Source organism: Cupriavidus oxalaticus (genome assembly GCF_016894385.1).
GTDB classification, from domain to species: domain Bacteria; phylum Pseudomonadota; class Gammaproteobacteria; order Burkholderiales; family Burkholderiaceae; genus Cupriavidus; species Cupriavidus oxalaticus.
In genome coordinates, this window is record NZ_CP069811.1 from 1014269 (window position 1) to 1040775 (window position 26507).

Consider the following 26507-nt stretch of genomic DNA (forward strand, 5'->3'; position numbering starts at 1 on the left):
GGCCCGGCCCGGCTCTTCAGCACCTGCGCAGTCGAATGGCTCGGAAGGCCTAGTTTCGATCCGCGACGGACAGATGGATCTGTGATTCGCTTGTCTCGGCTGGGGCGCCGTGGTTGAGATCTGCCGATGCCGATCGCCTGTGATCGACCAGCAGGATCGCGACCAGGCCGATCACGGCCGGAATGGCAATCGCAATAAGGTTCTGCTGCAGCGGCAGGTTCATGGCGACCAGTACGCCAATGACGATGGGCGCCAGGATGGCTCCACTGCGGCCGATGCCCAGCGCCCAGCCGAGTCCGGTAGAACGGATAGCGGTCGGATAGAACTGCCCCGTGTAGGCATTCGCTACGATCTGCGTGCCGATGGTCGACGCGCCGGCAAGGCCCACCGCGAGGTACTGCAGTTCCTCGGGCAGCCTGAACCCGAGGAGCGTGATCGAGACCGCGGCCAGCCCATACATCGCGGCAAGCACGTACTTGATGTGATACCGGTCGGCAAGCCATCCGCCCCCGACGGCGCCAATCATCGCGCCGATGTTGAGGACCAGCATGAACGTCAACGCGGAGCCCAGGCTGTAACCCGCGCTTGCCATCAGCTTGGTCAGCCATGAACTCAGCGCGTACACCATGAACAGGCACATGAAGAACGCGATCCAGAACATGATGGTGCTGAAGCCCCGGCCCTCGTGGAACAGATGCCGGATCGGCGCGCTGTCGGCCTTGTCCTGGGCCGGCACGGCGAAGCGATCGGTGGTGGACCACCGGCGGCCTGGTGCGAGGCTGGAAGCAATGCGCCGCAATGCCGCGTCGTCGCCCCTTCTCAGCAGGAATGGCATCGATTCGGGCAGCGACCTGAGAATGGCGGGGACGAGGAGAACGGGAAGGCCGGCGGCGAGGAATACCGATTGCCAGCCGTACGTTTCGATCAGGCCCTTGCCGAGGATTGCAGCAAGCATTCCACCGACGGCATAGCCGCTGAACATCAGCGTGACAAGCGTCGCCCGCATCCTTTTCGGTGCGTACTCCGTCATTTGCGCGACGACATTGGGCATGACGCCGCCGATGCCGAGCCCGGCGAGGAAGCGCGCGACGCTGAACAGCAGGGGGTCCTTGGCCAGGCCGGCCGCAGCAGTGAAGACGCTGAACAGGACGACGCAGATCGCGATGGCCCAGCGCCGGCCGATCCTGTCTGCCAGGGTGCCGAGAAAGATCGCGCCGAACACCATGCCGAACAGGGCGGAGCTGACCATGAGCCCGGCTTGCGCCGGCGCCACGCCGAGGTCTTTCATGATCGAAGGCAGCGCGATGCCTACGACCGCGAGGTCGTATCCGTCAAAGATGATGATGAGTGCGCACCAGCACAGCACGCGTGCGTGGAAGCGATTGAAGGTGGCCTCGTCGGCCAGTTTGTGGACGTCGATCTGCGACATGGGGGCTTGTCTCCGGGGTTTTTTCTTATGTAAATGGACTACTGCTTTGCCATGGGAACGTTCGGGTCGGCGAGGCGGTCGGGATCGACTTGCCTGCGCTGCTCGATCAGGCGGCGTGCGAAGCGGAGGTCGCGCGCGGCGTTGGCACCGACCGCGGCCCGGACGACATCGCCGTCGAGATAGCACAGCACGAAGCTGTCCCCGCAGGGCGTGCCACGTGCCACCACGCGATGGGATCGCAGCGGAAAGCCGTAGATCTGCAGGTTCACGCCATACTGGTCCGACCAGAACCACGGCAGGGATTCCTCGTCGACGGGGAGGCCGAGCGCCGCGCGCGCCGCGGCGACACCCTGGTCCTGTGCGTTCTGCCAGGATTCCAGCCGCAAACGCCGTCCGGCCCACGGATTCGGTGCCACCGCCACATCTCCCGCGGCGAAGATGTCGGGGTCGGAGGTGCGGCAGCTTCTGTCGACGATCACGCCGCCATCGCATTCCAGGCCGGCATCGCGAGCCAGCTCATCGTTGGGCACGAGACCCACACCCGCGACGATGGCATGGCACGTCAGCGTGCTGCCATCGGCAAGCGCCACCACGGACAACCCGTCAGCGCCTTGCGCAATGCCGGTGATTCGGGCGCCGAGCACGACGCGGGTGCCATGCGCACCATGCAGCCCGAGCAGGTGTTCCGAGATCTCCGGGGGCACGGTGCGCTCGCACAGCCGGCTTTGCGCTTCGACGACCGTCACCTCGGCCCCGTTCTGCCGCGCCGTGGCGGCGACTTCCAGGCCGATCCAGCCGCCGCCAATGACAACGATGCTGCGGCCCGGCCGCAGCTCAGGCGCCAGCGACAGGGCATCGCCGATCGTGCGCAACGTATAGCTCGGCGTCGACTCCGCACCCGGGACGGCAAGTGCGCGCGCCCTGCCGCCGGTACACAGGATCAGCTTGTCGTAACACAGCCGTTCTCCATTGGACATCTCCAGGCACTTCGCGCCGCGATCGATGCGGACCACTCGCATGTCCGCCCACCACTCCGGCCTGAGCGCTTCGAATGCCTCCGGCTTGAGCAGCCACGTGCTGGCGGGTGCCACTTCACCGGCAAGCACGGCCTTGGACAGCGGTGGTCGCTCGTACGGCGGGTGGGTCTCGTCGCCGATGAGCACGAGCCGGCCGGTGAAGCCCTCGCTGCGCAGCGTCCGGGCGGCCCAGCCGCCGGCCTGGCCCGCGCCGATGATGACGATGGTGGCGGCCGGCGCTGTGGTAGCCGCTATGGCAGCCGCTGTGGCAGCGGCGCCATCTGGTCGTTCGGAATTCATGTGCGTCCCTTGTGGTTGCGTGACCGGCACGCCTCAGCCGAGGTCGAGGTAGACCTTGTCACCGTCGATCCGGACCGGATAGGTACGGATGCCTTCGGTCAGCGGGGCGCACATCGCTGCGCCGTTGCGGATGTCGAACCTGCCCTGGTGGAGCGGGCATTCGATCTCGTGTCCTTCAAGAAAGCCCTCGCACAGGCGCGCGTGGCCATGCGTGCAGACGTTGTCGGTGGCATAGACGTCGCCGTCGACGCCGTACAGGGCGATCTCCTTGCCTTGCACGGCGACGGCGATCACGTCGTCCTGCGGGATGCTGGACAGCAGCGCCGCCTCGATCCAGGTTTCAGTCATGAATGGCTCCTGCTAGATGGGGTAGATCAGCGAGTTGGGAATCATCTCGCTGTCGAACACGCAGAGGCGTGACGCGAAGCGCCAGCCTTCCGGTGTGCGTACGATGGTGTCGAGGTAGCGGCCAACGTTGTACACATCGGTCATCTGGTCCGGCTTGGTGCGCAGCACGGCATAGTTCGTCTCGGCAACGATCTTGTCGGCGCTGGCCTCCCGGATCAGCGGCGCTCCGACGATGTGGCGCTGGTAGTAGGGATCGTGGAACAGCGTCTCCCGGATGCCGTAGATGCGGTCCTTCAGCATCCCCTTGCCTTCGAGCGACAGCGTGGCGAGCGGCAACCCGCGCTCGTGGTTCTCGCGCGGCTGGACCCGATAGAGGCAGTCCTCGGTGAAGAATTCCGGCCAGCGGTCCCATTCGCCGTTGTCCACGGCGCTGGTGTAGTCGGCGTACAGGGCGAGCAGCGCGTAGTAGTCAGTGAAGTGCATGGCCTCAGACCTCCATCACCTTGCGCCAGTAGGCGTACATGCCGCGGATCAGGGTCTCGGTGACCATGTGCTCGGTGTTTTCCGCGGTCTTCCCGCCCAGTTCGGCGATCACGCGATGCCAGGGCTTCTGGGAGAAGCCTTCCTGCGAGCATTCGATGGCTTCGCCGTCGTCGGCCGACACGAAGCCTGCGGGACCGAAGAGATTGGCCTGGCGCAGGCGGCGCCGCGTCATGTCCTCGGTATCGTCCTCGAAGCCGAAGTGCGTCCAGACGAAGTCGAAGGCGTCGGGCCCGCTGGGCTGGATATGGCGCGTGGACACCGAATTGACCTGCTGCTGGAAGATCACGCTCGGAAAGACCGTCATCATCACCGCGGTGGGCTCGCCCCACCACGGTTCGTGGACGATGTCGAGGATGCGGTCGTCGTGCAGGGCCATCTGGTCCTTGAAGCTGGACACGCCGGAGGTCACGTCGCTCTTGCCGCCCTGGCCGCGGGTGGACACCATCGCGGCATGGCGGAACTCGGCATCCATCACCAGGCGGGCCTTGTTGTCCGCGCGCCAGAGCCCGAACGTGACAAACCACGTATGCAGCAGGCCGGGGTGGTAGGGATCCTTGATGTTCTCCTGCATCAGCTTCCAGTTGCCCGGAATGCGCTGCTTGTTGTAGCCCAGGATCTTCAGCTTGCGGCCATTGAACAGGCGGTCGAAGTAGCCGAGGAGGTCCGGCCCGAGATAGGTCTCGAGCGAGGGGACGTCGTGGTCGAACGACGCGAACACGACCCCGCCTCGCGTCGCGACCTTCAGTTGCGTGAGCCCATGCTCCTGCGGCTTGAAGTCGGCGGGCATGCCACCGTTGACCTTGCCGTCCTGCCTGACGCCGCGGCGCAGCGGCACCCCTTGCAGGTTGCCCTTCAGGTCGTAGTTCCACTGGTGGTAGGGGCAGTGGAAATCCTTCCGGTTGCCGCTGCGCTCCCGGCAGAACTTCATGCCGCGATGGGCGCACACGTTCTCGACGACGTTGATCTCGCCGTCCTGGTCGCGCACCAGGATCACGGAGCGCTCGCCGAGCGTGGTGCGCTTGAAGTCGCCGGGATTCGGGATTTCGGCCTCGAGGCCGACATAGTTCCAGTGACCGCGGTAGAAGCAGCGCTCGAGCTCGCGCTGGTAAAGCTGCGTGTCCGTGTAGACGCGGAACGGGATGCGGCTGATGCTGTCGTCGGCCCACACTGGGCGGTCTTCATGGGAGGCAGTTGCCATGGCTGTTTCCAAAGAGGCGAGCGGAATCCGCGCGCGGGCCCGGCGGGCCTGTGCGGCGTCTGTGTGCTTGGGGTGACTTCAGGGAGGGATTCCCCAGGGCGGGCTATTGCCGGGGAAGGGCGGGATTCATGGGGGCGTCTCCGTATGTCCGTATGTCTTTTCGTATGGAAAGGATCATCGGACATCGATCGCAATAAACCAATAGAATCCAGGCTATAGTTGATATTCACAGAATCAATAAAGGTGGCCGATGGAACTGAAGGACGTCGACCTGAACCTGCTCGTCGTGTTCGATCAGCTGTTGCGGCAGGGGACCGTTTCCGGCACGGCCAGGGCCATGAACCTGAGCCAGCCGGCCGTCAGCAATGCTCTGGCCAGGTTGCGGACCTTGCTGGGCGACCAGCTCTTTGTACGGAGCAGCAAGGGAATGCTGCCGACACCACTTGCACAGGAACTGGCCGAGCCGGTAAGCCATGCGCTGGAGTCGTTGCAGGCAACGCTGAGTCACAAGCTGACATTCGATCCGTTGCGCAGCGTGCGCGCCTTCCGGATCGCCATGACGGATATCGGCGAGGTGCATTTCATTCCGCCGCTGATGGGTGCGCTTGGGCAACGTGCGCCAGGCGTGACGGTGACCACGGTGCGCAATACGGCGGTCGACCTGGCGGCCGAGATGAGCCAGGGAAGGATCGACCTCGCTGTCGGCCATCTGCCTGAACTCAGTACGGAATTCTTTCAACGGCGCCTGTTCCAACAGCGCTATGTCTGCCTGTTCCGCCCCGGTCATGCGATGGACAAGAAGAAGGTCAGCATGCGGGACTTCGAAGCCGCGGAGCATGTGGTGGTCACGGCGGCAGGCACAGGGCATGCCCGCGTCGACGAGCTCCTTGCCCAGGGCGGCGTACAGCGGAGCATCCGGCTGCGCGTCCCGCATTTCGTGGCGCTGGCGGACATCATTGCCACCACTGACCTGGTCGCCACCGTCACCTGGACCTTTGCGGAACGATGTGCCAGGTACTTCGGGCTCCGGTACGTCAGCCATCCGTTCGCGCTGCCGGCTATCCAGATCAATCTCTTCTGGCATGCCCGGTATCATCGCGATCCTGCGAACCAGTGGCTGCGCAACGAGTTTATTGAACTGTTTTCGGAATAAGGTCTCGATCGCGCGCGAGTTCGTAGTCCAGCTGATTCCGGTTCCCCCGCATTGGGCGTCCTTCGCACGCTACCCCTTGCGCTCGCCTCGATACTGTATAAATATACAGTTATCGTAAATATCCGATGCCCTCGTCTCCCGAGAGCGACTTCCACTTCACATGCCTGCGCAATCGTACGCAGCCCCGCCCATGGCGGCGGAAGGCTTGTTTTTCCCTGCGCCGACGCCGGCCAAGTCCGCAGCCCCGGCAGCCCCCGCTCCGCGGCAGCAGGCGCTGTCGGCGCTCGAGCAGCGCTATCCGGGCCTGTGGCGCGCCGGCCAGCTTGGCCGCGCCGGCAGCGCAGCGGTGTGCCCGACCGGGTATGACGCGCTCTCGGCCGAACTGCCCGGCGGGGGCTGGCCGGCCGGCGGCCTGACCGAACTGCTGACCACGCAGGGCGGCGCGGGCGAACTGCGCCTGCTGCTGCCGGCGCTGCGCGCGCTGGCCGGGGCGGGGCGCCGCGTCGCGCTGGTGGCGCCGCCTTGCCTGCCCAATGCGATGGGCCTGGCCGCGGCCGGGCTGCCGGCGCGCCAGCTGTACTGGCTGCGCCCGCCCGCCGGCGCGGCCAAGGGTGCGCAGCAGGCCGACATGCTGTGGGCGGCCGAGCAGGTGCTGCGCAGCCAGGCCTTCGGCGGCGTGCTGGTGTGGCTGCCCACGGCCCGGCCCGAGGCGCTGCGCCGGCTGCAGGTGCTGGCCCAGGCCGGCGACGCGGTGGTGTGGGCGCTGCGCCCGGCCGCGGCGCTGCGCGAATCGTCGCCGGCGGTGCTGCGCCTGCTGCTGGCGCCGCACCCGGGCAATGTGTTGTCGATCACCTTCCACAAGCGGCGCGGCCCGGTGCGCGATACCCCGTTGCTGCTGCGCCTGGGCGGGATGGAGGCGGCCACGCGCACGGCCGCCTGGCCCGTGCCTGCCGGCGCGCCGGCCGCCGCGCGCTCCGTTGTGTCCTCGTCTTCTCAGTCTTCTTCCGATGCCGTACTGGATCGCGGTGCACCTGCCGCGCCTGCCCCTGGACGCACTGCAGCCCACCTGGCCTGAGCCAGCTGCCTGCGGCCCATCCTCCGCCACCGGTACGCTGCACCATGCGCTGCCAGTGGCGGTGATGGCGCAGGAGCAGGTGGTGCTGGCCAACGGTCCCGCGATGCAGCTGGGCGTGCGCTACGGCATGCGCCGCGGCGGCGTGCAGGCGCTGTCGGCGGACATCGTGCAGCTGGAGCGCGACCCGGTCGCGGAAGAGGCGCTGATGGAAACGGTGGCGCTGGCGCTGCTGCGCTTCACGCCGGCCGTGACGTTCGACGAGGAGCCGGAGTCGGCCACCGTGATGCTCGACGTCACCGCCAGCCTGCGCCTCTTCGGCGGCCACCGCGCGCTGTGCCGCGCGGTGCGCGCCTGCGTGCGCCAGCTCGGCACCATTGCCCAGGTGGGCAGCGGCCCGACCGCGCACGGCGCCGCCTGGCTGGCGCGCCAGCCGCTGCGGCGCACCCGCCGCGGCGTGGTGCGCCCCGCGCGCCGGGCGGTGGGCATGGCGCGGCTGCACCGGCTGCTCGACCGCCTGCCGGTCGAGGCGCTGCACACGCTGGCCGACCCGGCCTGGCTCGACGGCATCGGCTGCCGCACGCTGGGCCAGGTGCGGCGCCTGCCGCGCGCCGGCCTGACCCGGCGGCTGGGCCCGGCGCTGCTGGCGCGGCTGGACCAGGCCTATGGCGAGGCCCCGGCGCGCTTTGCCTGGTACGCGGCGCCGCCCACGTTCGCGCAGCGCATGGACCTGTCCGGGCGCATCGAATCCGCCGAAGGCGTGCTGGCCGGCGCGCAGCGCCTGCTGCTGGCGCTGGCCGGCTGGCTGGCGCTGCTGCAGGCCGGCGTCACGCGCTGCGTGCTGGTGCTGGAGCATGAGCGCTACCGGCGCGGCGTCGATACCGAAGGCACGCCGGTCGTGCTCGGCCTGGCCCAGCCCAGCCGCGATCCCGCGCACCTGTCGCGGCTGCTGCGCGAAAAGCTCGACAAGCTCAACTTCCACGCCCCGGTCACCGGCCTGGCGCTGCGCGTGGAAGCGATGCAGGCCTGCGTGCCGCAGAGCGACGCGCTGTTCCCCGAGCCCGGCGGCTCGCCGGAAGACCTGGGCCGCCTGCTCGATACGCTGATGGCGCGGCTGGGCCGCGACAACGTGCTGCAGCCGCGGCCGCTGGCCGACCACCGACCCGAGCGCGCCAACCGCTGGGTGCCGGTCGACGAACCCCAGCCCGGCGGCAAGGCCGCCGCCATGCCGGGCCCGCTGCCTGAGCGCCCGCTGTGGCTGTTGCCGCAACCGCTGCCGCTGCCGGTGCAGCAGCACCGCCCCAGCCACGGCGGGCCGCTGGCGCTGCTGAGCCGGCCCGAGCGCATCGAGGCCGGCTGGTGGGACGGCGCGCTCGCCACGCGCGATTACTTCATCGCCGAGCGCGCCGACGGCCTGCGCTGCTGGATCTATCGCGAGCGCCCCGGCCACGGCGCGGACGAGGGCAGCGAGTACCGCTGGTTCCTGCACGGGTTGTTCGCATGACGCCGGTGATCCCTTCGTTGCCCGGCCTGCTGCCGGCGCTGCCCGACTACGTGGAGCTGCACTGCATCTCCAACTTCACCTTCCTCACCGGCGCCTCGCACCCAGGCGAGCTGATCGAACGCGCCTTCGGCCTGGGCTACCGCGGCCTGGCGCTGACCGATGAATGCTCGGTGGCCGGCACCGCGCGCGCCCACGATGCGATCCAGACGCTGCGCAAGCGCCTGCACGACGCGGTGGCACGCAGCGCGGCGCGCGGCGCGGAGGCAGACATCGACGAGCCGCTGCTCGATCCCGAGGTCGACGCCGAACCCGACGGCGATGATCCCGCCGCGCACGCCAGCCGCCACCAGCGGCTGCAGGCGCTGGCCGCCGCGGCCGACAACTTTGCGCTGCTGATCGGCAGCCGCTTCAGCCTGCCGCCGGCCGAGGGCACCGACCGCACCGATCACACCGAACGCCCGCCGCTGCGGCTGGTGCTGATTGCCCAGCACCGCGACGGTTTCGGCAACCTGTCCGAGCTGATCACGCTGGGCCGCCGCCGCGCGCAGAAGGGCAGCTACCGCCTGCATCCCGAGGACATCGCCGCACCGGGCGGCGGCGAAGCCCACCTGCGCGGCATGCCGGGCTGCCTGGCGCTGCTGCTGCCCGACTATTGCGCCGATCCGGAACTGCTGCGCGAACAGGCGCAATGGTGCCGCGACGTCTTCGGCGAGCGCGCGTGGATCGCACTGGAACTGCTGCAAGGCCACGCCGACGGGCTGCACCGCGCGCGCCTGGAAGCCGTGTCGGCGCAGACCGGCGTGCCGCTGGCCGCCGCCGGCGCGGTCACCATGCACGTGCGCTCGCGCAAGCCGCTGTCCGACGTGATGACCGCGATCCGGCTCGGCCAGCCGCTGGCCGAATGCGGCATGGCGCTGGCGCCCAATGCCGAGCAGCACCTGCGCATGCGCCAGGTGCTGTCGCGCCTGTACCCGCGCGATGCGCTGGCGCAGACGCTGAAGATTGCCGCGCAGTGCGATTTCTCGCTGGGCATGCTGCGTTATGAATATCCCGAGGAACTGGTGCCGCAGGGCTTTACGCCGATCTCTTACCTGCGCGAGGAAGTCAGGCGCGGCAAGGCCGAACGTTTTCCCAATGGCCTGAAGCCGGAATGGGAAAAGCAGCTGGAGGAAGAGCTGCAGCTGATCGAGGAAAAACAGTACGAGCCCTTCTTCCTCACCGTGCACGACATCGTGCGCTTTGCCCGCGCCAACGGCATCCTGTGCCAGGGCCGCGGCTCGGCCGCCAATTCGCTGGTGTGCTTCTGCCTGTATGTGACCGAGGTCAGTCCCGAGCAGGCCAACCTGCTGTTCGGCCGCTTCCTGTCGCGCGAACGCGATGAGCCGCCCGATATCGACGTCGACTTCGAGCACCAGCGGCGGGAGGAGGTGATCCAGTACATCTACCAGAAGTACGGCCGCCACCGTGCCGCGCTGGCGGCGTCGCTGATCACTTACCGTTCGCGCAGCGCGCTGCGCGACGTCGGCCGCGCGCTGGGCATCGACGCGAGCGTGGTCGAGCAGGTGGTCAAGGGCCAGGCCTGGTGGGACGGCCCCGGCTTCATGGAGAGGATCGCGCGCTACGGGCTCGATCCCCACTCGCCGGCGGTGCAGCAGTGGGCCAGCCTGACCGCGCAGCTGCGTGGCTTTCCGCGCCATCTGTCGCAGCACGTGGGGGGCTTCGTGATCGCGCGCGACAAGCTGTCGCGGCTGGTGCCGATCGAGAACGCGGCCATGGCGGACCGCAGCGTGATCCAGTGGGACAAGGATGACCTGGAATCGCTGGGCCTGCTCAAGGTCGATGTGCTGGCGCTGGGCATGCTGTCGGCGATCCGGCGCGCGCTGGAGATGATTCCCAACCCTGACAAGACGCGTGTGGGATTGCCTGCGCGCATGGAAGACATCCCCAAGGAAGACCCCGAGACCTACGACATGATCTGCAAGGCCGACACCATCGGCGTGTTCCAGATCGAATCGCGCGCGCAGCAGTCGATGCTGCCGCGGTTGCAACCGCGCAAATACTACGACCTTGTGGTGGAAGTGGCGATCGTGCGCCCCGGTCCGATCCAGGGCGGCATGGTCCACCCTTACCTGAAGCGGCGCGAGGCGTTCCGTCTGACCAAGAAGCCACCGGTCTACTTCAACGCCGTGATCGAGAAGGTCCTGGGCCGCACGCTGGGCGTGCCGATCTTCCAGGAGCAGGTGATGCAGCTGGCCATCGACGCGGCCGGTTTCTCGCCGGGACAGGCCGACCAGCTGCGGCGCTCGATGGCGGCGTGGCGGCGGCGCGGCGACTTGCGCCAGCACCAGGACGCGCTGGTGCGCGCGCTGACCGGCAATGGCTATCCGGAATCGTTCGCGCTGGCGATCTGCAAGCAGATCGAGGGGTTTGGCGAATACGGTTTTCCGGAGAGCCATGCGGCCAGCTTTGCCAAGCTGGTCTATGTCAGCTCCTGGCTTAAATGCCACCATCCGGCGGCCTTCCTGTGCGCGCTGCTGAACAGCCAGCCGATGGGGTTCTATTCGCCGTCGCAACTGGTGCAGGATGCGCAGCGGCATGATGTGGTGGTCTTGCCGGTGGACGTCACGCTGAGCCGGTGGGAAAGCACGCTGGAGCAGGTGGGGGCCGATGCGCCGCCGCGCGTGCGTCTCGGCCTGAGCCGCGTCAAGGGCATGCGCAAGGAGGCCGCGCTGCGGATCGAGGGTGCGCGTGTGCAGCGTGCGTTCGACAGCGTGGAAGACCTGGCGCTGCGTGCCGCGCTGGATCGGCATGATATCGACGCGCTGGCCGCTTCGGACGCGCTGGCGCCGCTTGCTGGCCATCGTCGGCAGGCGCGCTGGCAGGCACGCGCGGCGGCTGGGCACGCGGCGCACCGCGATCTTTTGTACGAGGCTCCGCCGGCGGAAGATGCGCTCATGCTGCCCGCGCCGCGGTTGGGAGAGGATGTGACGGCGGACTACGCCAGCCTCGGTCTCTCGCTCAAGTCGCATCCGCTGGCGTTGTTGCGGGACAGGTTGAAGGCGATGCGGTTTGCTACCGCGAGTCAGCTGCAGCGCTGTGGCAATGGGCGGCGGGTGAGGGCTTGCGGGATTGTCACGGTGCGGCAGCGGCCTGCTACGGCCAGTGGAACTATTTTTGCGACGATCGAGGATGAGACTGGTACGGTCAATCTGATCTTATGGCCGGATCTGGTGGAGAGGCAGCGGAAGGAGGTGTTGGGGGCTACGTTGCTGGGGGTAGTGGGGATCTGGCAGCGGCAGGGGGACGTGCGGCACCTTGTGGCTAAGGAACTGGTGGATCTTAGTCCTTTGCTGGGGAGGTTGATGGTGGGGAGTCGGGATTTTCATTGAGGTTTTTGTTTTTTGTTTTTTGTTTTTTGTCCTGCGGCCTGCATCTGGTGGATATTTGATATGCCCTGGTTTCGCCCCTAAAGGGGCGAGTCACTTTTGCCCGAGCGGCAAAAGTAACCAAAAGCGCGTTGACGGCCCTGCGGGCGGCCACTCTTATCGTAGTGGGCGACGGCTTTCGTACGGGGCTTTGCTTCGTTGCAGGGCAGGACTGCCTGACGCCGTGGTGCGCCACAGCGGTTTGGCGTTGACGTGGTGATTGAACGAGCCCAGAGCTGTGGGTGGCCCCTGCTGCCGGCGGTATCGTAGGAACGCCTACGGCTGCGCTGCGCGCGGGCAGTATCTCAGGTCCGGGGACGGGCACAGAACGCGTCGCTGCGCTCGCTTGGCGCTATCGCCGAAGAGCCCTGGCGCCTATCCCTGCCCGCCTGTTTGCTCCCCTCTCCCGCTTGCGGGAGAGGGGCCGGGGGAGAGGGCCAGAGCCTCCACGAAGTGGAACGCTACCCTCGCACCCCCTGCGTTGAATCAGCGTCGCTAGCTCTCGCTAGACCAGCGCTTGCAGCCGATCAACGTTCTTGTCGATCTGTTGCTTGAGCGGCAACAGCAGCGCATGCAGTCCGATACTCTCGACACGGGTATCGCTTTGCAAATCGAGCAAAGTCAGGACGGATTGAAATCCAGCGCTAATCCGCAGCAGATCATCGCTAGCTTGGACAATGTGCTCCTCTATCGAGACGGTCTTACTGAATGACGGCGGTGCGGTACCGGCGAGCCGGCGGGCGAGGGTGCGATCGGCCTTGGCTCGGCTACTCGCAAGCTCGGCTTGGTCTTGGATGAGGGTTGGCTCTTGTGGAGCCCGGCTGGTGCTTTGCATGGCAACCTCCGAGTTAGAGATGGAGGCTCGCCGTCCGCTGCTAATCGGGTGGGCGAGCACAGGGCAGGGTTAGCAGACCGGGACACTCGGAAACCGGCGAGCCCAAAGGCTCCCCTAGCCAAGGCTCGCCCATTGAGCAAAGGGCGTGCGAAGGCATGCCGAAGAAGGCCGAATGCGCAACCCTCTTCGATGAGTGTTCGACAGGCTGCTAAACCTGGTCGCCGTTGTCTCGGCGACGAACCATTCTCAAACTGTGAGGAACCAGAATTCGCTGGACTGCGTTTCCCGAAAAATCAATGACTTAACATCTAATTCCGTCGCCGCTTCGCGGTCTTGGACTCGGAAATAGCTGGACTGCCATGACGAGAAGCGCGAATTAGCCGGACTGCGGCGCGAGGGCCTTTTTGCGCACTTCTCGTTGCAGGGCTCATCACCCGGTTGCTCTGCGGCTCTTGCCGACCCACCCCGGACGCTGGTCCAGCGGTCGGCGATTTGACCGCTTTTGGATGGTTATCGGTTACTGGATCGTTCGAGATCGGTGGATACTGGATCGCGTCAGGCTGCCGCGTCACGCAGGGCATCGCTGTATTTGCGACGCAAATCCATTTTCTGTACCTTTCCAGTGCCACCAAGCGGAAGCTGATCGAGAAAGAATACTTCGTCCGGAAGCCACCATTTCGGAACCTTCTCCGCCAAGTGGGCCAAGATCTCAGTCTTGTCCAGGGTACAGCCAGGCTTCTTGACTATGCACATCACAGGGCGTTCGTCCCACTTCGGATGGCTGGCAGCAATCACCGCCGTCATCAGCACCGCCGGGTGTGCCGCGGCAGCATTTTCCAGGTCGATCGAGCTGATCCACTCTCCCCCGGACTTGATGACGTCTTTAGCGCGGTCGGTAATCTGCATGTAGCCGTCAGCGTCGATGGTTGCGATATCCCCGGTCGGAAACCAGCCGTCCCGCAACACATCCCTCTCTGCCTTGTAGTATCCCGAGGCTATCCACGGGCCCCGCACCATCAGTTCGCCCATCGCCTTGCCATCGCGCGGCAGGACTTTGCCATGCGCATCGACGATCTGCATCTCCACGCCGAACACCGCACGACCCTGCTTGGCACGTTGCGCGCATTGCTGTGCGGTGGGCAGGCCCGCATGCTTGGCCAGCAAGGATCCTTGCGTGCCGAGTGGACTGGTCTCGGTCATGCCCCAGGCATGCCTTATCTCTACGCCGAAGCGCTCCGTGAATGCGCGGATCATTGATTCGGGCATCGCGGAGCCGCCGACCACGGTGCGCTTCATGGACGACGGGGTGACACTGTGGCGCTCCATATGCTGCAGCAAGCTGAGCCAGATTGTGGGGACCCCAGCGCTGCAGGTCACGCCCTCACTCTCCATCAGTTCGAACAGGCTGCCGCCGTCCAGCAGGGGCCCGGGAAGAACCAGCTTGCAGCCGTTCATTGCAGCTGCGTACGGAATGCCCCAGGCATTGACATGGAACATTGGAACAACGGGCAGCATGCAGTCAAGGGCCGACAGCGAAAGCGTATCGGGCAGGCTCAATGCCATGCTGTGCAGGATGGTTGATCGATGTGTATAGAGCACGCCCTTGGGGTTGCCCGTCGTGCCCGACGTGTAGCACAGCGAGCTTGCGGTGCGTTCATCGAATTCCGGCCACGCAAAGCTATCGTCGCAGCCTGCCAGCAGGTCCTCATACAGGCACGAGCCGGGCAATACGCTTGAGTCCGGCGTGGCGAGATCGCCGGAAAGCAGGATGTAATGGCGGATCGTCGGGCATCGTGCCGCGACCGCTTCGACCAGTGGGCGAAACGAGCTGTCGAACAGCAACACCTCATCCTCTGCGTGGTTGAGGATGTAGGCCAACTGGTCAGGATGCAAGCGCGGATTGCAGGTATGTAGGACCGCGCCGCTTCCCGACACGGCAAAGTAGGCCTCTATATGCCGATGATTATTCCATGCCAGTGTGGCCACGCGCGCGCCGTGCGCGACGCCCAGGCCGGCAAGGGCACGAGCCAGACGCCGCGCGCGCGACGCCATGTCGCGAAATGTGTAGCGGTGTAGGCCCCCGTTCGTCTCGCGCGATACGATCTCTGTGTCACCGAACTGCCGCTCGGCGTGTTCGAGTAGCGCAGACACCAGCAGCGGGCGCTCCATCATGGATCCGAACATGATTGCTCCTCCAGGAAATTGCGATCCGGCCAGGCCGGGTCATTCACGCGTTCGGCAATTGAATCGCCTTGTATTCGAGAAACTCTTCCAGGCCGGCCCGGCCCAACTCGCGGCCGTTGCCGGATTGCTTGTAGCCGCCGAAAGGCGCGAGCAAGTTGAACGTGCCACCATTGATATCGACCTGGCCGGTGCGCATGCGGCCAGCTACGCGCCGTGCCCGCGCGCCGTCGCCCGACCAGACACCCCCGCCAAGCCCGTAGATGCTGTCATTGGCGATGCGCACGGCGTCATCCTCGTCCTCGACCGGCAAAATCGATAGTACTGGCCCGAAGATCTCTTCCCGGGCAATGGTCATGCCGGGATGCACGTTGCCGAAGACCGTGGGTTGCACAAAGTAGCCTCGCGGAAGATGGGATGGCTCCTCTGCTCCGCCGGTGAGCAGGATGGCGCCTTCCTCCAGGCCCTGGCGGATATGGCTGCGGACTCGGTTGCGTTGGACATCCGACACCACCGGGCCGAGCTGGGTCGATTCGTCCAGTGGATCACCGAGGGTCAGGGCATTGGCGGTTTGCGCCGCGATGGCGGCTGCCTCGTCATAGCGCCTGCGGGAAACCAGCAAGCGCGTGTGGGCGCTGCAAGTCTGGCCGGAGTTCAGGTAGCAAGCTTGAATCACGCCAGGAATCGCCACAGCGAAATCGGCGTCGTCCAGTACGATGGCAGCCGATTTGCCGCCAAGTTCGAGCGCCACGCGCTTGACAGTCTGGGCTGCCAGCGCGCTGACGCGGCGGCCGGCCAGCGTCGAGCCGGTGAAGGACACCATGTCGACTTCCGGGTGCGCTGCCAGTGCCTCGCCCACTTCCTCTCCCAGTCCGGTCAGCAGGTTGAAGACGCCGGCAGGCAGTCCTGCCTCGTGCATGACTTCGGCGAGAAGGTAGGCATTCAGAGGCGCCACTTCCGAGGGCTTGACCACCACCGTGCAGCCGGCGGCCAGTGCCGGCGCGACTTTTGCCGCTATCTGGTGCAGCGGATAGTTCCAGGGGGTGATGCAGGCGACGACGCCAACCGGCTCCCGTACGATCTCGGAATGGCCGATGCGATGGTGGAACGGAAAATCCTGCAGGAGCTGTGCTGCGACGCCGAAGCTGGCGATCGGCAAGGCGGCCTGCGCTATCCGCGACAGCATGATGGGTGTGCCAACTTCCTGGCTGACCAGGCGAGCAATCTCTTCTGAGCGGGCTTGCAATTCCTCATGGATCCGCAGCAGCACGGCGGCACGCTCGGCTGCGGGCGTGGCGGCCCAGCCTTCGAAGGCGGCGCGCGCCGCGCGCACGGCCAGGTCGGCATCCCCGGCATTGCCGAGGAGGACTTCGCCAATCGGTTCCTCTGTAGCAGGATTGCGGACCTGCGCGCGGGCCCGGGTGCCGGGCGTCATCCAGCGCCCGCCAATATAGAACTGGTCGTGGTTCAAGATGCTTGTCTCCATGGTTTTTGTCCTGGCTTGGCGGTGCAGTTCAGAATGGCGCGTCGCCGCCAATGGTCATGCGGAACAGCTTGCGATGATGGGGAAAGTAATCCGCGACGGCGTAGTGCTGGGTGGAGCGGTTATCCCAGACCACGATGGAGTCCTTCTCCCAACGGAAGCGCACCTGCAGCTCCGGCAAGCGGGGCAGCTGGTAGAGGTAGCCCAGGATTGCCTCGCTCTCTTCGCGCGACAGCCCGACGATGTGGGAGGTGAATGTCTCGTTGACATAGACGATCTTCTTTCCTGTTTCGGGATGGGTCCGGATGACCGGGTGCACCACGGGCGGGTACTTCGCCTGGGCCGCATGGTATTGCTCGCGACCCTTGCTCTGCAGGTATTCGGTAAAGCCGCTCTTTTCCCAGGTATGGACGGCCTGCTTGTCGGCGAGATAGGCCTGCATGGACGGCGACAACCTGTCATAGGCCGCGGTCATGCTCGCCCACATCGTGTCGCCGCCAACTTCGGGCAGCGCCCGCACATAGTTGCAGGAGCCCAGCGGGGGTTCCTTCTGCCAGGTGATGTCGGAATGCCAGACGTTGATGCTGGGTGGGCGCTGCGCGTCGTTCTCCAGAACCTCGACGAAGGGATGGCTGTCGTGCTTGTCGAAGAACGACTTGGCCGATGCCTGGACTTCCCCGAAGATCTGGCCGAACACTACATACTGGTCGAGCGTCAGATTCTGGCCGCGGAACACCAGTACCTCATGCTCAAGCAGGGCTAGCCGGATCTGCTCGCGCGCTTGCGCATCGAGCTGGCAGCTCAGGTCAATGCCCTCGACCTCCGCCCCCAGAAATGGGGTGACGGGCTTGATGCGCAGCGTTGCCTGCGCCGCGCTTTTTGCTTGCAGCGGATTCGACATCTCAGACTCCCTTCATTCAATAAACGAAATAGGAATTTCTATTCTGGTTAAACGACAAAAAAATCAGTGGGTCGGCAAACCAAGCGTGCGGCGAAACTGTCGCTTGACCTGTGCAGCGAAGTGCTTGTCATGCAAATGCAGAGGGCCAGGATCATTCAGGATGATGTTCACCAGCATTCCGACGATTGTCTGCATCGCAACGCGGGCCTCGAAATCCCAGTCGACGCCTTTGGCAGCGGGCATATGGGCAATCAGCAACGGCAGCATCACGTTCATTGCGTGTACGTTTGACTCGCGCACCGGACTCCACGTTGTCTCCCTGGCCGGCAAATGAAGCAGCGAAGCATGGAAGAGGCCGCGGTTCTCCTGGAAATTCCGGACATACAATTCCATCATGCGATCGGCAATGGCCGTGGCTGGTCCGTCATGCCAGACCGCTTCCGTGGTCACGGCATGCTGCATGGTTTCCCGTATCTCCTCGAGCACAGCTTCCTGGACCACCGCGAAGAAGGCTTCCTTGTTTTCGAAGCGGCGGTAGAAAGCGCCGACGGACGTACCGGCCTGCGCAGTCAACTCGGTGATGGACAGATCGTCGAGATTGCCCTTCTCCTCGATCAGCGCCCGGCCGGCGGCCAGCATCTTCTGCAGGCTTTGCTCGCTGCGCGCTTGCCGGGCGGGGCGGATACTCGCTCGTGCTTCGCGTGCGGGAAGGGTGGCCGGTACGTTCTTGGTCATGGTTGCCGCATAGTTTGGATCGATTTTCGTTAGTATGCCAAATTCCTACCCATTGCCTTTACGCTATCCATCAACGCCACCGCAGCAGGTGTGATTCGATCCAGGATGTGGCGCTCATCAAGCCAACGCCGATCAGCGAAAGCAGGATCAGCACACCGAACACACCACTGGTGTTGAAATTCGCGGCCAGCAGGGAAAGCTGTTGCCCTAGTCCATGCTCCGATGCAATCACTTCGGCGCCGACGACGCCGAGCAGTGAATAGATCAGGGCCAGTCTCAGACCGGAAAACAGCACCGGCACCGCGCTGGGCAGCGTGAAGGTACGGAATAGCTGCGTGCCGCTGGTGCCAAGGGTACGTGCAAGTGTCAGGTGATCCTGGCTCACACCCCGCCCGCCGGCAATCGTGCTCGACAGGACAATGAAATAGCTGAGACTGAAGCCCACAGCGACTTTGGATCCCAGGCCGAGGCCGAACCAGATCAGGAACAGCGGCGCCAGCGCGATCCTGGGCATGGCGTTGATTGCCGATAGGATCGGGTCGAGTACCGCTTCCAGCCTCGGACGCGAGACGAAGAGCATGCCGGTTAGAATGCCCGCGCTGCTGCCAAGCAGGAAGGCCAGTGCCATGCCGAGCAGCGTCCAGCCCAGATCGGCCAGCAATTGGCGGCTGACGAACAGACCGTCCCAAAGATATGCAACCATCAAGTGCGGCGTTCCAATCAGGACAGGATCGATCCAGTTGCGAGTGGCGGCCAATTCCCAGAGACCAAACAGCCCGGCGACCACGGCGATCCTGGAAAGCGTGATGCCCCAGCGGTGTTGTTTCGATTCACTCATGTTTCAGGCCCTCCTCGAGCTTTTCCCAGACCTGGGAATAGAGTTGGTGGTAGGCGGGATCCTTCTGCAAGGCGCGCACTGACCGCGGTCTTGCCAGGTCGATGGGGACGTCGGCAATGATGCGTCCGGGCCGGGCACTCATGACGACTACGCGGTCTGACATGGATACCGCTTCGCTCAGGTCATGGGTGATGAAGAGAATGGTTCGCTGTTCCTTTTCCCAGAGTGAAAGCAGCAGGTCTTCCAGTTGCAGCTTGGTCTGGGCATCCAGCGCGCCAAAGGGCTCGTCCATCAGCAGAATCGATGAATCCATGGCGAAAGTACGTGCCAGCGCCACCCGTTGACGCATGCCGTGCGAGAGTGCGGACGGGAAACTGTTGGCGAAGGCGCCAAGTCCGACCTTATCCAGATAATACGCGGCGCGGTCGCGGCGTTCGGCTTTGGCCATCCCGCGTACTTCGCAGCCCAGTTCGGCATTGCCGAGCGCCGTCCGCCATGGGCACAGGGCATCTCTGGCAAGCATGTACGCCAGGGCGCGATGTCCCGTGACAGGCGCTTGCCCATGCACCAGCACCGTTCCATCGAGATGGATGGTCGGGACCAGGCCCGCCACGTAGTTCAGTAGCGTAGTCTTTCCGCAGCCGCTGGGGCCCACAATGGAAACGAACTCGCCCGTCCGGATGTGAAGGTTGATGTCCGCGAGCGCTTGCACGTCGGGCCGGAAGCGGACCGTGACGCCGTCAAAGCGGATAGCCAAGCCGTCCGGGCTCAGCGGCGCGGCGTCGCGATTTGCACGGCGCTGCGGCATGGCGGAAGAGGATGGGGCAGGCGGAGTGGAAACCGAGGCGGTATTCAGGGCGGATCGCTGCATGGATGCCTCACTGCGGAGCATGGCTGGAAACGAAACGCGCGACATCGACGTGCCGTGTGATCAGCTTGTCGGCCTCGGCCTGCCGTATCGCGGCCTGGACTGCGCTGCGCTTCAGGTTCAAGCTGTAAACAGCCAGCGAGTCCTTGAGCCAGCTGCGTCGGATCGCATCCGCGTCAGGTACCTTGAGGGGGGTAATGGGTTCATAGATGCGGACCAGTTCCTCGAAGTTTTCAGGCTTCTTCGCCCATGCCTCGGCATCGGCGAAAGCCGCGAGCAGCGCCGTGACAAGCCTGGGGTTGGCTTCGATCCACTCACGTCGCGCGACGAACGGCGTGGAAGCGCCGTCCTGCGCCAGCACATCGGCAGGTCCTTCGCCCGCTGCCGGATCGACTACCTTGACGCAGTTGCGGCTGATGGCGCAGAGCGTCTTCACTGGCTGGAACATCATCAGGGCGTCGACCTGTTTGCCTGTCACCAGTGCGGCATAGGCGGTGCCCGGGCCACCCACGGGCACCATGGTCACGTCGGCAGCCGACATGCCGGCACTGCGCAGTAGCTGGACCAGTTGCAGCTCGCTGCCGGCACCGCGCGCAGTGACGCCAATCTTCATGCCTTTCAGATCGTGCATGACGGCGGGGTAGCCCTTGGCGAGGTTCGGCAGCTTGACGTCGCTGCGGGCCACCAGCGTAAAGATGGGCCGGGCCACGGAGCCACTCAGCAATTGCACATCGGCACCGCCGGCCGCGCTGGCAATGGCTGCGTTGATTTCCGGCATGGCCACGTCGATGGTCTTGCCCACCAGCGTCTGCATGCCGAGCGGGCCCGAATTCAGAACCTTGAGCTCACATTCGATACCGTGCTTGCCGCAGAAGCCCTTGGCGGAAGCCACCACCGCTTGCAGAGGCCCGGTTGAACCCGCATAGGTCTGGATGCGCACCGTTTGCGGAGCGGTCTGCGCACCCGCGCCGAGCGCGAGCAAACAGACCATCGCCGCGCCCATCTTGAGGCGTACTCCCATCGTTGTCTCCTGTCTTCGGTCGGTTTCTTGTAAATCGAAATACGGATTCCGTATTCCCAATATCGTTGACCGACAGGCAAGAGTCAAGGCGATGCCGCATGGGGAAATACCCTAGCCGGGTTTCAGGGGGCCGCAGGCTTCCTCAACTGCAAAGCCTTGTATTCCAGAAACTCTTCCAGGCCGTACCGGCCGCCTTCGCGGCCGTTGCCGGACTGCTTATAGCCACCGAATGGCGCGGCCATATTGAAAGGGCCACCGTTGATGTCTACCTGGCCCGTGCGGATGCGTCGAGCGAGGCGGAGTGCGCGCGCGTCATCCCCAGACCAGACCCCTCCACCCAGTCCGTAGAGGCTGTCGTTGGCGATACGCACCGCGTCATCCTCGTTGTCGTAGCAGAGGATCGAAAGCACCGGACCAAAAATTTCCTCTTGCGCCACGGTTGCCTTTGGATCCACATTGCCCAGCACGGTCGGCCTGACGTAGAAACCCTTGTCGAGGCCCGCCGGTGCGTCCGCCCCCCCGGAAATCAGTTCTGCGCCTTCCTCGACGCCGCGTCGGATATAGGCCCGCACGCGCTCGCGTTGCGTGGCGGAGATCAGCGGCCCGAGCCGCGTGGATGGCTCCATCGGGTCGCCCGGCGTGTAGCCGGCCACAACCTGCTTCACGATCGCCCTGATTTCGTCGTAGCGGTCGCGCGGAACCAGCATGCGGGTGTGAGCGGAGCAGGTCTGGCCCGAGTTAAGGAAGCACGCGCTGATCGTTCCCTTGACTGCCGACGGCAGGTCCGCATCGTCCAGAATGATTGAGGCCGACTTGCCCCCCAATTCCAGCGCCACGCGCTTGACCGTACGCGCCGCGAGCTCGGACACGCGCTTGCCGGCGCCGGTGGAGCCGGTGAACGACACCATGTCCACCTCCGGGTGACTGGCCAGCACTTCGCCCACCACTGGTCCATAGCCCGTCACCAGGTTGAACACGCCAGCAGGCAAGCCGGCGTCCTCGATCACTTCGGCAAGCACGAAGGCATTCAGCGGTGCCACTTCCGATGGCTTCAGCACGACGGTGCAGCCGGCGGCTAGCGCGGCGCATACCTTCAGCGTGATCTGGTGCAGCGGATAGTTCCACGGGGTGATCGCCGCGACCACGCCGACCGGTTCGCGTATCACCAGCGAGTTGCCGACTTCGTCCTCGAAATGGAGACTTTCCAGCAGCTTGGCAGCCTGCAACCAGTTATGGATCGGGCCGCCCACCTGGATCGCCCGGGCGAGCTTGATCGGCATGCCGACCTCGCCCGCGATCAGTTGCGCCAGTTCCTCGCTGCGTTCTTTGAGCCCTTCGGCGACTCTGACGAGCAACGCCGCGCGCTGCGCCGCAGGCGTCGCCGCCCAGCCGTCGAACGCCGCACGAGCCGCCAGGATGGCGTCCTCCGCATCGCGCTGCGTCCCTTCGGGAATGCGGCCCATCACGGTTTCGTTCGCGGCATGGATCACGTCGATCCGGCCAGTGCCGTGGGGAGCCACCCACTTGCCATGGATGAAAAGGTTGTCTCGCTGTTGCATGGTCTATTGCTTCCGTTGTGAGAATTCCGGGCACGCGCTTCCGCGGCGTTGCCGCGTTGGCGCGACGCCGGGGGTGTTCCGCGTGAAAGATGCTTAGGAGTTGCCGTTCTCGCGCAGGCGGGCGAGCACGCGCTCCGACACGGGTGCTTGCACGGCGCCGACGACCATGTCGATCAGGTTCTCGACGGCACGGGTCATGTCGAAGCCGCGGTTCTGGCGCCCGCGTCTGGCCTTGATGCGCTCGAAATCTGCAAGGCTGAAGATGATGAAGGCCAGGCCGGACAGGTATCGCTGCCTGACCAGGCTGGCCGGCAAGCCGGACAGCGCCGTCTCCAGTAACGCCTGGGCGCGGCGGAAGCCGCGATTGGTCTCGTCACTGGTGAACGCGACGATGTCTACATCGGGGTGCATCTGCGCGGCCGCGAGGAAGCGATTGTAGTAATTCCCCTTGCCGGGCTCGTTCAGCCCCGTGGCCATCGGCCTGACCAGCGCCTCGACGGCTGTGCGCACGCTCGGCTGCGGGTCTCGCTGCAAGGCCTCATTCAGGAACACATTGCGCAGTTCGTCGAATTCCTGCATGCGCCGCTGCAGGATGGCGCGGATCAGCGCTTCCTTTGAGCCGAAGTGGTAGTGCAGCGCGGAGGTGTTCTTCTGCTCGGCCTCGCGGGAAATCTCGCGCATCGACACCGCGTCGATGCCCTTTTCCGCATAGAGGCGCTCTGCCGTGAAGAGCAGCAAATCCGAGCTGTTCGCCGAGGCCGACGCCTCGGCCGCTTCCGCCGGCCCGGACTTTTGGCGCACACGGGCAGTTGCTTGTTTCATCGGTTCAACCTTGGCAAATGAAGTCATCGCTGGCATGGGGGAACAGCACGGGGAAATCCGACGCCGGCCCCGGTTGCCGGGCAGGGAGAGCTTAGACAGATGCCAAAATTAAATCAAGTGCTTTACTTTGATTAAAGCACGTGCTTTACTTCGGTCATCGCACGCCGTCGGCACTTGCCGCATGCGAAGGCCAGCCTGGCTCGGCGGCGCGCATTCACGACACAAAGCGGAGACCTATGCAAAACATGGCATCCGGCCCGACGCGGGCCGCCCAGTTCCGGGCACTGGAAGACTTGCCCGTTGAGGATGGACTGGACGAAGAGGAGGCGAGTCGCGGCTTCATTGCCACCGTGCCCGACGCGGAGGTTCGCGATGACTATGGCCGCCTGGTGTGGAGCCTCGCCGACTACGGCTTCCTGCAGCCGGAGCAGGCGCCTGACACGGCGCATCCGAGCCTGTGGCGGCAGGCACGGCTCAACCTGCACCATGGTCTGTTCAAGGTCTGCGACCGCATCTATCAGGTGCGTGGCTTCGACCTCGCCAACATGACGATCATCGAAGGGGACCGTGGGCTGATCATCATCGATCCGCTGACTTGCTCGGAAAGCGCCGCGGTGGCGCTGAACCTGTACCTCGAGCATCGCCCGCGCAAGCCGGTGGTCGCAGTGATCTATAGCCACAGCCATTCGGATCACTTTGGCGGGGTCAAGGGCGTGGTGTCCGAAGCGGATGTCCGGGCGGGCAAGGTGCACGTCATTGCGCCAGCAGGCTTTATGGAGCACGCCGTTTCGGAGAACGTGATCGCCGGGCCAGCGATGGGGCGGCGCGCGCAGTTTCAGTTCGGGTTCACGCTCGCAAGCAATGCCTGCTGCCAGATCGACAGCGGCCTCGGCAAGAACGTGGGACGCGGCACCATCACGCTGATCCCGCCCACCTGGTTGATCTCCCAGGAGGCGGAAACGCACACGATTGATGGCGTCGAGATCGTCTTCCAGCTCACGCCAGAGAGCGAGGCGCCGGCGGAGATGCACTTCTTCTTTCCGCAGCTGCGCGCACTGAACCTTGCCGAGAACGCGACGCGCACCCTGCACAATCTCTGCCCCCTGCGCGGCGCCCAGGTGCGCAATGCCAGGCTGTGGTCGCACTACCTCGACCGCGCGCTCGAACGCTATGCACCACACGCCGACGTGGCATTCGCGCAGCACCACTGGCCCGCATGGGGCACCGCCCGGCTGTCGGAATACCTGGCCCAGCAGCGTGACCTTTACAAGTACATCCATGACCAGACCGTACGGCTGATGAATCACGGCATGACGGCAAGCGAGATTGCCGAGACTCTGCGCCTGCCCGACAGCCTGCATCGCCAATGGCATGCGCGCGGCTATTACGGCACGCTGTCGCACAACGTCAAGGCGGTCTACCAGCACTACCTGAGCTGGTATGACGGCAACCCGGCCAACCTGCATGCGTTGCCGCCCGAGGCGGCTGGTACGAAGTACGTCGAGTACATGGGAGGTGCCGACGCCGTGGTCGCTCGTGCGCGCGACGACTTTGAGAGAGGCCACTACCGCTGGGTCGCACAGGTCATGAACCACGTCGTGTTCTCCGACCCGGGTCACACAGAAGCGCGCGAGCTCGGCGCGGCAGCCATGGAGCAGATGGGATTCCAGGCGGAGTCCGCCACCTGGCGCAACGCCTTCCTGCTCGGCGCGCGCGAGCTGCGCATCGGTGCCAAGGCGGTGGAGATCAAGACCGCGCGCGGCAGCGACATGGTGCGCGCCATGACCGACGAGATGTTCTTCGACTACCTCGCGGTGCGCATCAACGGCGAGCAGGCGGAAGGCCTGCAGCTGCGGCTGGACTGGGTCATGACCGACACCGGCCGCGGCTACTCGCTCAACCTCGAGAACAGCGCGCTCACCGTGCGCAACGACCGGCGGCCGGATGCGGCGTTGGCCACCGTCAGCATGGAGCGCGCGACGCTGGACGCGATCCTCTTGCGCAAGACCGACTTCCCCAACGCACTGGCAGAAGGTCGCATCCGTGTCGATGGCGATCCGCAACAGTTCTCAGCACTGCTCGGCACGCTCGATACTTTCGATCATCAGTTCAATGTCATCGAGCCGTAAGTGACGGCCACGCCCGCGCAAAGTTCACCTCACATCAACCGAAGGATAGATAGATGAAAGCAGCAGTTTTGCACGCGCCTAAGACGCCGCTCGTGATCGAGGAAGTGGCCATCGCGAAGCCGGGTCCGCGCGAAGTCCTGGTACGGACGGCGGCCGTCGGCGTCTGCCATTCCGACCTGCACTTTGTCGATGGGGCCTACCCGCATCCCTTGCCGGTGGTGCTCGGGCATGAAGCCGCCGGCGTGGTCGAGCAGGTGGGCTCGGAAGTGCGCACAGTTAAGCCCGGTGACCACGTCATCACCTGCCTGTCGGCCTACTGTGGACATTGCGAGCATTGCCTGACCGGGCACCTGTCGCTATGTATCGCGCCCGACACGCGTCGTTCCGATGACGAAGAGCCACGCCTGATGGCTCCCCCAGGCGGCGTGATGCGCCAGTTTGCCAACCTCTCCGCGTTCGCCGAGCAGATGCTAATCCACGAGCACGCGCTGGTCGCCGTCCGGCCCGACATGCCGCTCGACCGCGCTGCCCTTATCGGCTGCGCGGTGACCACGGGATTCGGCGCGGTCTCGCACACCGCCAAGGTCCGGCCCGGCGAAACCGTGGCCGTGATCGGCTGTGGCGGCATCGGCCTGGCGACCATCAACGCGGCGCAGATCGCCGGAGCCGGCCGGATCATCGCGATCGACAGGATGCCGGGCAAGCTGGCGCTCGCACGGGAGTTCGGCGCAACTGACGTCATCGACGCCAGCGCGACCAATGCGGTCGACGGCGTGCGCGAGCTGACGCGTGGCGGCGTGCATCATGCCTTCGAGGCGATCGGGCTTAAGCAGACGACCGAACAAGCGTTCGCAATGCTGCGCAGGGGCGGCACCGCGACCGTGATCGGCATGATTCCACCCGGCGTCAAGATCGAGCTCAAGGGCACGGATTTTCTGGCGGAAAAGCGCATCCAGGGATCGATGATGGGATCGAACCGCTTCCCTGTCGACATGCCCCGGCTGGTGGACTTTTACCTGGCCGGCAAGCTGAAGTTGGATGAGCTGATCTCGCGGCGCATGACGCTGGCGCAGATCAACGAGGCCTTCGACGAGCTTCGCCGCGGTGAACTGGCGCGTTCGGTCATTCAATTCGAACACTGACGCCT

21 protein-coding genes are annotated in these 26507 nt (G+C 65.1%); 6 read left to right on the plus strand and 15 right to left on the minus strand.

Annotation, left to right across the window (positions count from 1 at the left end; all coding sequences use genetic code 11):
- Positions 1 to 49: 49 nt before the first annotated feature.
- From JTE92_RS04560 to JTE92_RS04580, 5 genes are read right to left on the minus strand one after another with little or no spacing between them, the layout of a single operon-like run.
- Positions 50 to 1429, minus strand: a complete 1380-nt coding sequence (locus tag JTE92_RS04560; protein WP_063240407.1) for an MFS transporter — start codon at positions 1427 to 1429, stop codon at positions 50 to 52.
- Positions 1430 to 1467: 38 nt separating this feature from the next.
- Positions 1468 to 2745 (minus strand): NAD(P)/FAD-dependent oxidoreductase, encoded by a 1278-nt coding sequence (locus tag JTE92_RS04565; protein WP_063240406.1) that lies wholly within the window; start codon positions 2743 to 2745, stop codon positions 1468 to 1470.
- Between the two features lie 33 nt (positions 2746 to 2778).
- Positions 2779 to 3093, minus strand: a complete 315-nt coding sequence (locus JTE92_RS04570; protein WP_063240405.1) for a non-heme iron oxygenase ferredoxin subunit — start codon at positions 3091 to 3093, stop codon at positions 2779 to 2781.
- 12 nt (positions 3094 to 3105) lie between these two features.
- A complete protein-coding gene (locus JTE92_RS04575) occupies positions 3106 to 3576 on the minus strand; it encodes an aromatic-ring-hydroxylating dioxygenase subunit beta (protein ID WP_063240404.1) in 471 nt (156 codons plus the stop codon).
- Positions 3577 to 3580: 4 nt separating this feature from the next.
- Positions 3581 to 4834, minus strand: coding sequence for an aromatic ring-hydroxylating dioxygenase subunit alpha (locus JTE92_RS04580; protein ID WP_063240403.1), 1254 nt, complete (start codon positions 4832 to 4834; stop codon positions 3581 to 3583).
- Between the two features lie 250 nt (positions 4835 to 5084).
- On the opposite strand from JTE92_RS04580, the gene JTE92_RS04585 reads away from it, so the two are divergent.
- The 4 genes from JTE92_RS04585 to JTE92_RS04600 all read left to right on the plus strand — a co-directional run bounded on the left by JTE92_RS04585 (position 5085) and on the right by JTE92_RS04600 (position 11952).
- On the plus strand, positions 5085 to 5987 hold the full coding sequence (locus JTE92_RS04585; protein ID WP_063240402.1) for a LysR family transcriptional regulator: 903 nt from the start codon (positions 5085 to 5087) through the stop codon (positions 5985 to 5987).
- Between the two features lie 160 nt (positions 5988 to 6147).
- Positions 6148 to 7062, plus strand: a complete 915-nt coding sequence (gene imuA / locus JTE92_RS04590) for a translesion DNA synthesis-associated protein ImuA (RefSeq protein WP_371136901.1) — start codon at positions 6148 to 6150, stop codon at positions 7060 to 7062.
- Positions 6995 to 8563, plus strand: coding sequence for a Y-family DNA polymerase (locus JTE92_RS04595; RefSeq protein WP_063240400.1), 1569 nt, complete (start codon positions 6995 to 6997; stop codon positions 8561 to 8563). The genes imuA and JTE92_RS04595 overlap by 68 nt, the downstream gene beginning before the upstream one ends.
- A complete protein-coding gene (locus JTE92_RS04600; RefSeq protein WP_063240399.1) occupies positions 8560 to 11952 on the plus strand; it encodes an error-prone DNA polymerase in 3393 nt (1130 codons plus the stop codon). Before JTE92_RS04595 ends, JTE92_RS04600 begins: the two co-directional genes overlap by 4 nt.
- 541 nt (positions 11953 to 12493) lie before the next feature.
- Here the strand turns inward: JTE92_RS04600 and JTE92_RS04605 are convergent.
- From JTE92_RS04605 to JTE92_RS04650, 10 genes are all read right to left on the minus strand, one after another.
- Complete coding sequence (locus JTE92_RS04605; RefSeq protein WP_063240398.1) at positions 12494 to 12823, minus strand: DUF1484 family protein; 330 nt, start codon at positions 12821 to 12823, stop codon at positions 12494 to 12496.
- Positions 12824 to 13378: 555 nt separating this feature from the next.
- Entirely contained in the window at positions 13379 to 15007 is a 1629-nt protein-coding gene (locus JTE92_RS04610) for a 3-(methylthio)propionyl-CoA ligase (RefSeq protein WP_063240397.1), read from the minus strand.
- Between the two features lie 43 nt (positions 15008 to 15050).
- Positions 15051 to 16478: an aldehyde dehydrogenase family protein gene (locus JTE92_RS04615; protein ID WP_116386990.1), complete on the minus strand. Its 1428-nt coding sequence runs from the start codon at positions 16476 to 16478 to the stop codon at positions 15051 to 15053.
- Positions 16479 to 16518: 40 nt separating this feature from the next.
- On the minus strand, positions 16519 to 17388 hold the full coding sequence (locus JTE92_RS04620; protein WP_063240395.1) for a TauD/TfdA dioxygenase family protein: 870 nt from the start codon (positions 17386 to 17388) through the stop codon (positions 16519 to 16521).
- A gap of 63 nt (positions 17389 to 17451) precedes the next feature.
- On the minus strand, positions 17452 to 18123 hold the full coding sequence (locus tag JTE92_RS04625) for a TetR/AcrR family transcriptional regulator (RefSeq protein WP_084254706.1): 672 nt from the start codon (positions 18121 to 18123) through the stop codon (positions 17452 to 17454).
- A 70-nt stretch (positions 18124 to 18193) separates the two neighbouring features.
- Entirely contained in the window at positions 18194 to 18961 is a 768-nt protein-coding gene (locus JTE92_RS04630) for an ABC transporter permease (RefSeq protein ID WP_063240393.1), read from the minus strand.
- A complete protein-coding gene (locus tag JTE92_RS04635) occupies positions 18954 to 19832 on the minus strand; it encodes an ABC transporter ATP-binding protein (RefSeq protein WP_306431084.1) in 879 nt (292 codons plus the stop codon). The genes JTE92_RS04630 and JTE92_RS04635 overlap by 8 nt, the downstream gene beginning before the upstream one ends.
- 7 nt (positions 19833 to 19839) lie before the next feature.
- The gene (locus JTE92_RS04640; protein WP_084254705.1) at positions 19840 to 20850 is read right to left on the minus strand and encodes an ABC transporter substrate-binding protein; all 1011 of its coding nucleotides are present in this window, start codon (positions 20848 to 20850) and stop codon (positions 19840 to 19842) included.
- A gap of 122 nt (positions 20851 to 20972) precedes the next feature.
- Entirely contained in the window at positions 20973 to 22409 is a 1437-nt protein-coding gene (locus JTE92_RS04645; RefSeq protein ID WP_063240390.1) for an aldehyde dehydrogenase family protein, read from the minus strand.
- Positions 22410 to 22502: 93 nt separating this feature from the next.
- A complete protein-coding gene (locus tag JTE92_RS04650) occupies positions 22503 to 23231 on the minus strand; it encodes a TetR/AcrR family transcriptional regulator (protein WP_167525655.1) in 729 nt (242 codons plus the stop codon).
- A 236-nt stretch (positions 23232 to 23467) separates the two neighbouring features.
- On the opposite strand from JTE92_RS04650, the gene JTE92_RS04655 reads away from it, so the two are divergent.
- Positions 23468 to 25360, plus strand: a complete 1893-nt coding sequence (locus tag JTE92_RS04655; RefSeq protein WP_063240388.1) for an alkyl/aryl-sulfatase — start codon at positions 23468 to 23470, stop codon at positions 25358 to 25360.
- Positions 25361 to 25413: 53 nt separating this feature from the next.
- Positions 25414 to 26502, plus strand: a complete 1089-nt coding sequence (locus JTE92_RS04660; protein ID WP_063240387.1) for a Zn-dependent alcohol dehydrogenase — start codon at positions 25414 to 25416, stop codon at positions 26500 to 26502.
- The last annotated feature ends 5 nt before the right edge of the window (positions 26503 to 26507 follow it).